Source organism: Vibrio sp. 10N, assembly GCF_036245475.1.
GTDB lineage: Bacteria > Pseudomonadota > Gammaproteobacteria > Enterobacterales > Vibrionaceae > Vibrio.
On record NZ_BTPM01000002.1, the window covers coordinates 1,485,465 to 1,497,060 of the forward strand.

Annotated in this window: 11 protein-coding genes; 6 read left to right on the forward strand and 5 right to left on the reverse strand. The window is 46.7% G+C overall.

The features are described from left to right. Positions 1–67: 67 nt before the first annotated feature. Positions 68–304 (reverse strand): thioredoxin family protein, encoded by a 237-nt coding sequence (locus AAA946_RS22735; RefSeq protein ID WP_042500046.1) that lies wholly within the window; start codon positions 302–304, stop codon positions 68–70. A gap of 22 nt (positions 305–326) precedes the next feature. Next, positions 327–1,313 (reverse strand): permease, encoded by a 987-nt coding sequence (locus AAA946_RS22740; protein ID WP_338167228.1) that lies wholly within the window; start codon positions 1,311–1,313, stop codon positions 327–329. 229 nt (positions 1,314–1,542) lie between these two features. Between AAA946_RS22740 and msrP the strand changes: the two genes are divergently transcribed. From msrP to AAA946_RS22755, 3 genes are all read left to right on the forward strand, one after another. Beyond that, a complete protein-coding gene (gene msrP, locus AAA946_RS22745; protein ID WP_338167017.1) occupies positions 1,543–2,550 on the forward strand; it encodes a protein-methionine-sulfoxide reductase catalytic subunit MsrP in 1,008 nt (335 codons plus the stop codon). Further along, complete coding sequence (msrQ, locus tag AAA946_RS22750) at positions 2,547–3,155, forward strand: protein-methionine-sulfoxide reductase heme-binding subunit MsrQ (RefSeq protein ID WP_338167018.1); 609 nt, start codon at positions 2,547–2,549, stop codon at positions 3,153–3,155. The genes msrP and msrQ overlap by 4 nt, the downstream gene beginning before the upstream one ends. Before the next feature lie 172 nt (positions 3,156–3,327). Beyond that, a complete protein-coding gene (locus AAA946_RS22755; protein ID WP_338167019.1) occupies positions 3,328–3,639 on the forward strand; it encodes a hypothetical protein in 312 nt (103 codons plus the stop codon). Positions 3,640–3,687: 48 nt separating this feature from the next. Here AAA946_RS22755 and AAA946_RS22760 read toward each other — a convergent pair whose 3' ends face one another. From AAA946_RS22760 to AAA946_RS22770, 3 genes are all read right to left on the reverse strand, one after another. Continuing rightward, on the reverse strand, positions 3,688–4,719 hold the full coding sequence (locus tag AAA946_RS22760) for a hypothetical protein (RefSeq protein WP_338167020.1): 1,032 nt from the start codon (positions 4,717–4,719) through the stop codon (positions 3,688–3,690). Beyond that, positions 4,716–6,893, reverse strand: coding sequence for a PGAP1-like alpha/beta domain-containing protein (locus AAA946_RS22765; RefSeq protein WP_338167021.1), 2,178 nt, complete (start codon positions 6,891–6,893; stop codon positions 4,716–4,718). The genes AAA946_RS22760 and AAA946_RS22765 overlap by 4 nt, the downstream gene beginning before the upstream one ends. Positions 6,894–7,112: 219 nt before the next feature. After that, positions 7,113–8,135, reverse strand: coding sequence for an AraC family transcriptional regulator (locus AAA946_RS22770; RefSeq protein WP_338167022.1), 1,023 nt, complete (start codon positions 8,133–8,135; stop codon positions 7,113–7,115). Positions 8,136–8,258: 123 nt separating this feature from the next. Here AAA946_RS22770 and AAA946_RS22775 point away from each other — a divergent pair, with 123 nt between their 5' ends. From AAA946_RS22775 to AAA946_RS22785, 3 genes are all read left to right on the forward strand, one after another. Further along, positions 8,259–9,212, forward strand: coding sequence for an arginase family protein (locus AAA946_RS22775; protein ID WP_338167023.1), 954 nt, complete (start codon positions 8,259–8,261; stop codon positions 9,210–9,212). Between the two features lie 9 nt (positions 9,213–9,221). After that, positions 9,222–10,553 carry a pyridoxal phosphate-dependent decarboxylase family protein gene (locus AAA946_RS22780; RefSeq protein ID WP_338167024.1) on the forward strand — a complete coding sequence of 444 codons (1,332 nt, stop codon included), beginning with the start codon at positions 9,222–9,224 and terminating at the stop codon, positions 10,551–10,553. A 96-nt stretch (positions 10,554–10,649) separates the two neighbouring features. After that, positions 10,650–11,573 carry a DUF368 domain-containing protein gene (locus AAA946_RS22785; protein ID WP_112479719.1) on the forward strand — a complete coding sequence of 308 codons (924 nt, stop codon included), beginning with the start codon at positions 10,650–10,652 and terminating at the stop codon, positions 11,571–11,573. Positions 11,574–11,596 lie beyond the last annotated feature (23 nt).

The window sequence follows — 11,596 nt, forward strand, 5'->3', positions numbered from 1 at the left end:
TTCTCTCAACCTTTCTCAATCAACCACGCTACATGGCAACCCAAGTAGCGCAGAATACTCTATACCGTTACGACACCAGCATAGCTTGGACTTGTTCCACAGTTGGCACTGATCCTGTGTGGCGAACGATACCTTCAACACCGACTCCAGGCGTGCTCATCACCCCCGCTTTCATGATCGCTTCAAGACTCGTCACTTTTTCTACTTCCACGTCTTGCCCGAGAGATTGTGCAACGTCCACAATGCGCTGTGCGGTCACCTGGCAGTTGCGGCAACCTGAACCGTATACTTGAATTGTTTTCATAGTTTAACTCCAATTAATCACATTAGTAATAAGCATTAAATACCCACCCCACGATGGAAATCGCAATAAACAAGTAGCCTACAATTAGCGCCAGAAAGCGATACTGCATGACTTGTTTTAGCATCATAAACTCAGGCAGACTCACGGCTACCGCCCCCATGCAGAATGCTAAGGTTGTCCCTAAAGGCATCCCTTTTTCAATCAAAGAAGCCATAATGGGCACGACCCCAGAAGCATTGGTGTAAATAGGTATGGCACTCACCGTCGCGAGCGGTACCGTCCACCACTGGCCATCTGATAAGTTCTGTTCAAACCACTCGGCGGGCACAAAACCATGAATGAAGGCACCAATCCCAACGCCGATAATCACCCATTTCCAAATGCGTTTAACAATCGTGCCCGTCTCATTGGCTGCAAACTGGTGTCGCTGCTGAAAGGTCATCTTAGGCGTGCTTTGAGCTGCGTTATTGGGTTCAACTGATGGGCTTTCTTGAAGGTAAACCTTTGCGAGAAAAGGTTGCAGCCAGCGGTATGCTTTAAGGGCGTCCACTAGAATGCCAGCAAGAATGCCTAGAGAGAGCCCAGTCACAACATAAAGCAGCGTAAACTTAATACCAAGAATGCTACCAAGCATGATGACGACCACTTCATTGATAAGCGGTGAAGTGATAAGAAAAGCAATGGTAATTCCAATAGGGATGCGAGCAGACACAAACCCCATAAACAAAGGAATTGAGCTGCAGGAGCAAAAAGGTGTCACAGCGCCAAACATCGCCCCTAAACCATACCCCACTCCTCTATGTTTACCTTGGAGGTAATCTCTGACTTTTTCTGTACTTAGCGCAGCCCGTATCAGAGAGATAACGTAAATGAGCACAACAAGGAGCACCAAAATCTTACTGGTGTCTTCAATAAAAAAATGAACGCCAATGCCTACCGACGTAGATGGAGAAAGTCCAAGTAAAGAATAGGCAAGCCAGTCTGCTAGCTGGGTAAAAACATCCAACATCATGTGTTCCTTTAGATAGGCCTCTATGAACAACACGTATGAGGTATAAAAAGGATGCTTTTAATTTCTTAAAAAGCTCGGCAAAAACTAAAAAATCATCGATGAACTGCCCCCAAACTCGAGAAGCGCCATAAAAAGTGAAAGACTTTTTGCTCTAACTCGGTCTGATTAAGCCTATAAACGACAAATTCGTCGCTTGCAAACACGCAGGCTTCATCAGGGGAAGAGTATGTTAATCAAGAAGAATCATCGCTGGGCATTATCTGAGAACGACGCGACGCCAGAGTCTGTGTACAAAGAGCGTCGTGAGATATTGAAAAAACTCGGGATTGCCGTAGTGGGAATGCCGCTTGCTGCCAATGCGCAGGCGGGCATCTTTGACATTTTCTCTTCCAGTGAAACCAAAGCAACAGCTGACCCTAGAATCGATCTTTCTGTCACTAAGCCCGAGCAATACCAAGCAAAATTATCTCTCACTCCCGAAAGCAAGGTACTTAAATACAATAACTTTTACGAATTTGGCACCGACAAAGCCGACCCAGCCAACAACTCATCTGAGTTTATCACCGACCCATGGACAGTGGAGATCGATGGCTTGGTCAATAACCCAATCAAGCTCGACTACGATGACATTTTTAACAAGTTTACGCTTGAGGAGCGTATCTACCGATTGCGCTGCGTCGAGGCTTGGTCGATGAACATTCCATGGAATGGTTTTCCCCTAGCCGACCTGATTAAAATGGCAGATCCTCAAAGCGGTGCGAAATACCTGGCATTCGAAACGCTTTACGATCCAAAGCAGTTTCCCGCTCAGCGCTCATGGAGCAGTATTGATTACCCTTATGTCGAGGGACTAAGACTCGATGAAGCGATGAACCCGCTCACGCTTATCTCTGTTGGGCTTTACGGAAAAACGCTTGCCCCGCAAAACGGTGCACCACTAAGGCTTGTCGTGCCATGGAAGTACGGTTTTAAAAGCATTAAGTCGATTGTTCGTATTCGCCTTACTGACAAAGAGCCGCCAACAACCTGGAACCGCTCTGCACCAAGCGAGTATGGCTTTTATGCCAACGTCAATCCACAAGTCGATCATCCAAGATGGAGTCAAGCGAGCGAGCGCTTTATTGGTGAAGGAAGCGTGCTGAGCAGTCGCAGACAGCCAACTTTGATGTTCAATGGGTATGAAGAAGAGGTAGCACGTCTATACAAAGATATGGACTTGAGGAAGTTTTATTGATGAAGCTTTCTCCTAAGTCGATTATCGCGCTAAAGGTACTTATTCATACGGTGTCGCTCGGCTTTTTTGCGTTATTAGTGATAGCCATCATCAATGACAGCTTAGGTGGTGACCCAGTACAGTACATCATTCATTTCACTGGCATCAGTGCGCTCAATACCCTGCTTCTCACCTTACTGGTTTCACCGCTAGCACGTTGGAGCAAACAAGGATTGCTTGTCCGAGTCAGAAGATTACTTGGGCTCTATAGCTTCTTTTGGGCGGTGCTGCATCTGATTGCCTTTGCGACATTAGATCTCGGATTAGACTGGAGCCTACTCGCCTCTGAGATAGTGAAGCGACCTTACTTAACTGTGGGTGCTGCTGTCTGGATAATTTTGCTGCTGCTATCGGTCACATCAACACAAGCCATGATGCGTAAGCTTGGTTCAAAGTGGCAAAAGCTGCACAACTGGGTTTATTTGGCGGCGATACTAGCGCCTATCCACTTTTATTGGTCAGTTAAATCAGAGGTGGCGGAGCCAATCATCTACATGCTCATCGCTGTATTACTCTTAGCCGCGCGATGGAAAGTGCTGAAAAAGCGCCTAGGGGTCAAGGCTTGACTGAGTGCTTATCGAGGGATTTGAACGGTAGCCATGACCGAATGGCTAAACTGTGCGATTGAGCCAATTGAATTCTGTATTTGTTGATTAGCTAGGAGTTTTTTGTGAATCAAATGTTTTAACATTGCCTTGTCCGCAGTCGTTTTAACACTGATTCAGATGGTGATAAAAAATGGAATTAACAAGTACAAGCTGTACGCCTCGCCAAGCAAACATCAACGCCGCTCTCGGTTCTTTCGTCGTTGTCGCAGCCGCAATCTTCTTTATGGATATACTGGGTGGAGCCCCATCAATAGTTTTTGCTCTTGTCGCATCAATCACGTGTATCGCGAACTTGCGCCATTTGCTTGTTCAGCCAAAAGCAGATACTGAAGAAGTCAAAGTGACCACCGAATCCGTTGAAAGCGTTTCTGCCGCAGAGCAACCAACGCCGCCACAAAAAGCGCCGCCACGTAGACGACCAAATCTATATTTAGTTAAGTAGTCACTTATAGAGAGGTTCAAACACTGCGTTAAACAGCCTTCTAACACATCACTCAGAGTTTTTATGTAATCGCTCAATCATGGATCTAACTTCTTCACTATTAAAGTCTTGCCGATGCAGTGTTTTATCTATCGCTCGAGTCATAGAGGGGCTTCTAGACTGTGCCTTCACTATAAGTTGCTCTACTCGCGGTAGGGCTGATGCACTTTGTATGGTGCTCCATTCGATTAGTGCCACGCCCGCTTCATACTGCCCCATCATCGCTAGAGATTCCAACGAGGCGTCAACTAATGCAGGAGTAGACTCTTTACTGGCGATCACATCTTTAAGTTGCGGTACCAAACGCTCATTGCTTAAGTAAGACATACTAGACAGCGCCCACCCAACCTTACTATCCTGTTGTTCACTATTACTCCCACCGGCGACGGCAATTAAAAACTCTAGGTCACTTTCAGCAGCATTTTGAGCGATGCCACGAGCCAGATCTCCCAAATAAAGGCTATCATTGGGCAGCTTGGCAAAGCTGGCCTTCAACTGCTCCATATGACGGTCGCTCCTCGTGATGTATCGCAATGATTGCTTAGCCGCGTAAATGGTATCAGAGCTGGGTTCAACAAGTGCTCCCAACGCTTCTAGCAAGACAGCGACCGATTCTGGTGTATTAATCGACGCTAACAAGCTGAGGAGGTATTCATGGGTGCGCTGTCCATCATCTGGGAGCAACAACTTTGCCCTAATCTCATTGTAGACAGCAGTATTAGGTTTTCGCTTTAGTGCTTCAATTAGGCGCTTTTCGATATCGAAGCTTTGATTGCCCTCAGCGCGAGTGTCTAAAAGAGTTTGCCAGAGCGACTCCGACGACCAAACTGTTTCCATTGTTGCATCTGATTCAACGGTCTCGATACTGTCTTTGCTTAACATGGAACTCACAGTGTTCAAAGGTGCAACGGTATCCTGCGTGAACAGGCTTTCGACCTCTTCTTTCCTAGGCTCATCGACTCTACCGCCCCATGTACTCACCACGTAAACACAACCCAAAAACCCAGCGAGCAATATGGTACGTTTCACTGCTTGATTCATTTTGTATTGCTCCAACCAATTGCATCTGAAACTTCCATATAGGTGTCGAAGATATCTGTCACTTGCTTGGTTTCATCGATATGTACAACATTGAGACTGTTATTGTTAGACGAAAAATCAACGGTCTGACCGTATTGCTCTAGTATTAGGCTCAACTTTTGGCTCGCCAATGGCACGATGCCATCACCAACCAAGTTATCTCTAGTCTCACCACTTTCTACGTAGCGCAGTGTGCTAGGGTGGGGATGATCGCCACCTAAAAAAGCTCCATAGTCATAGAGGTCATAAACACCCACAATATCTACATCAGTATCTAAAATACCAAACCTTGTCCCACTGTACGTGAGCTCTGCCAGAGCTACTTCATCTAGAGGTAAAACGTCACTGTTTAAGTTTGTCATAGAAGGAGCATCAGGAGACAAAAAGTCAATACCTGGTGCTCTGAGGTCTAGTATCTTTTTCCCAAAATACCAGCGCTCTCCCGCCATCATTTTTATTACTTCCCAGTTGTCTTCACATACCCCTCCATCGTCGTCGTGGACGGTTTGAGGAATACAGTGGAGCTCCATGAACTTATAAAATCGACCAAGCGGCGAGCCTTGATGCGGAGTTCCTGTTGTAATCAGCGCTTTTACATGTTCCTTGAACTTTGAATCAACACTTTGGATATACGCCCGCGCAGCTAAACCTCCACGACTGTGACCAATGAGCACTACTTCAGTGTCAATGCCAAACTGATCAACTATTTGACCTATTGCCTCCTCGACCTCCTTGCCAAGCGAATCAAAGTGCGAATAATCTCCATTGCATCCAGTTGTTAATTCACAGGTTTTCCCATCTAAACCTGTAGGTGCCAAATTGCCATAGCGATCAAAGCCACCAAAATCTAAGCTAAAGCAAGACTCTTTGCGATCATTAAAATCAGGAAGAGTAGTGATGCTCTCTTGCCATGTCAGAGTTTGACACTTTCCCGCATAGAAGCTGTCATCATCAATGATAGCTTTCCATGTTGAAGAATCCGAAGCGAGACCATGCAGCCAAAGTGTCGCTTTCGCTATCTCTATAGTGTCCAGTTTTGCGGTGAGCTGATACTCAGCGTTATCCAAAGCCGAAAGCGCGATGAAATGCCGGCTCCCTGTTTGTAACCTCTGCAAACAGGTCTCATCAACTGAAGCACTCTGGTTTGAACGACAGTCATAGTCAAACTTAGTCGGTATCGCTGTTTGACTGACGTAAAGGTCAACATCTCCAGAAAGTTGCGACAAGCCAATATTGAGTAAAATATCTTCAGGTGTCTCAACCACAAAGTAGTGCCACTGTCCCGCTTCAATTGAGTCACTAAATGGGGATGAAAGCGTCAATGCTGTAGGGCGAAAGGATGTATGCCTATCAATATTATATGGGTTGGCATCATCTTCATTAGGCACACCATCTCCATCGATATCAGGGTCATCACTGTCAGCAACCTTGTCCCCATCGGTATCTCGCTCGAGCACATTGCTGGAATTGCGGGCGACGTGAACAAACTGTTCCGGATCAGATTGAATATCGGAATAGTTTTGAAGCTCGCGGGTAATGTCTGCTGGATTCTTGATTTGCTCATCAAGTTCACTCGGTGAACTCGGTAACAGCGATAGACGAACCAAATCCTCGGCGATTAATGTCATCCGCTCATTCTGACTGGCAATAAAGTCACCAAACAACGAATCGGCATCTATCTGCATTTGAGCCGCGAGTTGACTTCTCGCCTTTTCGATAGCGATGCCTGTCTGAGTATTCAAGTACAGTAAAGTAGTAAACGGTGTGACGACCGTCTGACCTGGAGGCGCTACCATTAAAAAGTCCTGTGTCACGTATTGCTGAAAGCCTTGATCAAAGGTCTCGCCAGCATGCGATTGTACGTACACAGGATAAAGTGAGGCATCAAGGCTGTCTGGCACTTGCAGCGTTGCAATCCCTTTTGCTTGTGTGAGTGCTGAAATTTCGCTTGCACCTGTATCTAGCCAAGCCGTTGCGCCAACCAAATAACCATCGATAGCCGTAATAGCATAGTCAGTGTAGACCTCTGGAATGGAAACTTTAGGTGCACCATTTTCCTCACCATCACCACCTCCGCCTCCACATCCTACTATCCAAAGTAGAGAAAGTACTGACACCCACTTGCTTTTATACATGGCTTGACTCCTTGTAATGCCATTTAATCTGTAACTTGTTAGCGTGAATCCAAAACAATACCAACCCAGTTGCATAACCAACCTAACACACTGAAAAAACGACGCAAGTTATGTAGTGAGTGACCGTTAACAAAAGCACAGTTAGTATCACGTTATGTTTAAGGAGCCGTATTAGATGATGAGGCCTAAACGCGGAGTCAGAACTCTACTTTCTAACTCTTAAAACGGGGATTTTTCTCGCAATCGATACTGCAAAGGAGAAATGGTGTAAAAGGATTTAAAGCTACGTACAAAAGCACTAGCCTCACTGTAGTTGAGAGTTTCAGCGATGGTACCAATATCCAGCTCGGTGTTTTTTAGCAGTTGTGATGCTAGCGTCATCCGAGCTCGCAACACGATTTCACGTAAGCTGAGCCCTGCGCGTTGTAAGTAAAAACGTAGCTGTCTTGGGGTAACGGAAAACTCATACGCAACATCTGACACCGTGCTTTTTGTAAAGTGCGAGCTAATCACAACTTCAGACACCCTTCGTTCTATATCAGTCAGCCTGTTGCCATCAAGACTATCATTCGATATCAACGGGTTAGATAGCAAAAGATCGATATTTGAATGTTCGAGTGAAATCGGATCATTAAGCCAACTAGTGGGGAGTTTGATGAGCGTTTGCGGCTGATTGAAACGCAATGTGCAACCTGCAAACAGAGCTCGATACTGCTCAACGTAATGCGGCGCGGGATAGCAAAAATCGAGCACCAGCTTGTCCATATCCGCACGCTGACCAAGGACGATTCGGATCAGTAAAGCCCAATACCCCGCGGCAAAGTCTTCACTGAGTAGCTGCACCGCATCATCATTAACATCAATACCTGGCACTATCGTTAAGTAGTCAGACGCTTCCACCAGCGACTCTTCATAGTATGTCGTCGTCATCGCCAAAAACTGCTGAGAAAGCGTCAAGCCCATACGAACACTAGAACTGGCGCCAACGACGTAGCCATATAAACCAAAATCTTGCACAGTTACGCGCTCATAAAGTTTCAAGTACAGACCTGGTATGAATGTATTGTAATGGCGCACCCAGTGCTCAGCTTGTACCAAGTCCATATCCGCCTGATTATTGACACGCTCTGTCAGTTGGCGTTTAAGTGACAGAGCCATTGGCGGCCGCTCGTTTTCAAGCACCTCTATTAAGTACTGAACGATCACTTTAGCAAAATAGTGGTTTTGTTCGTGTAAGTTCATCCATGTCTCAAAAATCAATCTCTACATGTCTAAAATGTCAATTTTCTAAAAAAGTGTCAATTATTGAACTTCGGAAACTGCAAAGATAAAGGCTTAAAACACGACGACACGATAGGCCACTCTATGTCTGAGAAGATCCCTAATTTCTATGCCTCTCCACGCACCTTTATGGGCGCAGAGCGCATCCACAACTTAGCTGAACACAAACTCGACTATGCGATGCTTGGCGTTCCTTACGCTGAAGGTACATTCGCCCCTTACATTCAGGCAGGGCAAGCCGAGATGCCCAATGCCCTTCGAGATAACCCTGTGACTATTTTCTTTGATATTGGTGATGTCGGGCTCTACGATGTCGATACCGATTTAACCCTACTTGAAGGCATTAAAATCGGCGATATTGGTGATGTCGTGATTAGCCCAGGAGAAGGAGAGTTAAACAGAAGCCGCATCACAAATAGCGTCAAAGCGATCTTAAAGTCAGGTGCCGTACCTATCACTGTCGGAGGCGATCACTCCATCACTTACCCGCTGGTGCGTGGTTTTGAAGATTGTGGGCACCAAATCGATTTTGTCTACTTTGATGCTCACCTCGACTTTGCGGACATGCCGTTGCAGTCTGAGTTTAATCACGGTACTCAAACCACACATATCCGTAAGCTCCCTTTTGTGCGAAACATTACCGTTATCGGTGCACGCAACTCTACCGCCGCAGAATTTAGGCGCGCGAAACAGGCGGGGATCCGAATCATAGCCGTTAGCGAAGTCGACGCGCGCGGCGCAAAGACGATCATGCAAGAAGTGATTAATGCCAATGTGCCAACCTATGTATCACTCGATATCGATGGTATGGACGCGGTTTACGTTCCGGGCACGACCCACCCTGAGTCAGGCGGAATGACGTTCAAACAGCAAAAAGATCTCCTGTTCGAACTCAACAAGGCCGCAGAAGGCAACATTTGTGGTTTTGATATTGTCGAGCTTTGCCCTGCTAATGATGTCAATCACATCACCGCCCTCACCGCATCTAAACTCACCGCCCTAATGATGGGCTATCGCAGCCATTTTTTGAATAAGTAGGTCACCACTATGCCAATCATGAAACACAACCAATCCTATTTTCCTAAGACTGGATACGGCAAAGAAGACGTTCTCAATAAGCTCGATGAGCTCAAGCAAGAAATGGTACCCGTCGAAGGCGGCCGTTTTGGTATGTACTCACTAAAAGGCAGTGAAGATATCCAGGACATCGTAGAACAAGCGGCGCTCAAATTCTTCTCGTTCAACGCGCTATTCACATTCATGAACCAGCCTGCGGGCCAAATCGAAGACGAGCTTATCGAGATGATCCGCGAAATCTTCCATGGCAGCGACGACATGCGCGCCAACTTCACCACCGGAGGCTCTGAGTCCATTTACTGCGCCATGAAAGCAATGCGAGACTGGGCTCGTGAAACCATGCCGCACATCAAAGAGCCTGAGTTAGTCATGCCCTATTCCGCACACTCCGCATTCTCACGCGGAGGCAAGTACTTCGGCATCAAGATTGTTCGCACGCCCGTTGCTGCCGATAACCGCGTTGATATCAAAGCGACCAAAGCCGCTATCAATGAGAACACCATAGGTTTGGTTGGCTCAGCGCCATGTTGGCCATTCGGTGTTTACGATCGTATTGAAGAGCTGTCTGAGCTAGCAACAGAGAAAAGTCTGTGGCTTCACGTCGATGCCTGTGTGGGTGGCTACCTTGCCCCCTTCGTCAAGAAGGCAGGCTACGAGCTTCCGAACTGGGACTTTACCGTACCGGGCGTGCGCTCGATTTCTGCTGACATGCACAAATACGGCTATGCGCCTAAACCAATGTCGACTGTGATGTATCGCGGTGGTGACGAGCAGTTTCATCACTACACTATCGTTGATGACTGGCCGTGTGGTGCGTACTTTACCCAATCATTAGGGGGTAGCCGCACCTTCGCCTCAACAGCAGGGGCTTGGGCGGTAATGAATTACCTTGGTGAAGAAGGTTACGTTGACAACGCAAAACGCATCATGACCATCAAACAGATGATCATTGACGGTTTGGCTGATTCCGCCGACCTTCGCACCGCTAAAACAGATCTGTCGCTACTGATCATCGACTCTCCTACGCTAGATATCACCAAAGTCGTGGCTGGCATGTCCCAACGAGGCTGGAGCCTACTCGGCAATACACAGCCACCCGCAATCCACTTGGCCATTGATCCTATTTCCGATGAGCAAGTCGAACGAATGCTCAATGACTTCCATGAAGTGGTCGAAGAAGTGAAGTCAGGGGAAGCGGATCAACAAGGTTCACTCGCCTATTCAGGAGGGCAAGGCGAAGGCTATATGCCTAAATGGGTGCGACAAGTATTCGATATGCTTCCGAAAAAACTGTCAAAATAGGCTTTTCAGCAGTAAGGCGTGTAGACCAATTGCCTCGTGCACTTCAACGGGCATGCATATATACTCTGCATCAACTTTTTAAACCAAGAAGAAACCATGAAGAACTATCTGACTACATTCTTAAAAGGAATGGCGATGGGTGCAGCGGACGTTGTACCTGGGGTATCGGGAGGTACGATCGCCTTTATTACTGGTATTTACGATACGCTACTTGAGAGTATTCGCCGCGTAAACCCAAGTCTATTGGGAATCTGGAAACGTGAAGGCTTTAAAGCGGCATTTGACCACATCAATGGCTTTTTCCTCATCGCTCTGTTTGGCGGCATCTTAACGTCAATCTTGTCATTGGCCAAATTCATCTCTTGGGCGTTAGAAACGCATCCAATTCCAGTATGGTCATTTTTCTTTGGCCTAATCATGGTATCGGTGTACCACATGATTAAGCAGGTTGAGCAAAAGACGCTGTCTCGCTTTGTTTTCTTATTACTCGGCGCTGTGTTTGCCTACAGCATTACAGTGCTTAAGCCACTGCAAATGGACCCAACCAGCCTAAACATCTTCTTTGCTGGCTGTATTGCGATTTGTGCGATGATTCTACCAGGTATCTCAGGCAGCTTTATTCTTCTATTGCTTGGCATGTACACACCGGTATTAGGTGCTGTTAAAGGTCTTCAGCTAGATGTTATGGTGATTTTTGCGATGGGCTGCTTGATTGGTCTACTATCGTTCTCACACGTGCTGTCTTGGTTACTAAAGCGTTTCCGTGACTTCGCGCTAGTGTTCCTTACAGGTCTCATGCTTGGCACCTTGCCTAAGCTTTGGCCGTGGAAAGAAACTATCTCATGGCGCACAAACTCAAAAGGTGAGCAGGTACCACTTATCCAAGAAAACCTATCACCATTCAATTTTGAATCTGTGACCGGTCAACCTTCGCAACTGGCGATTGCTGTTGTCCTGATGTTGGTAGGTATCGGCCTAGTGCTCGCGCTTGAGAAAGTAGCGGAGAAAGGTGAGAAATAATTCCACCGAATAAGAAAGAAAAG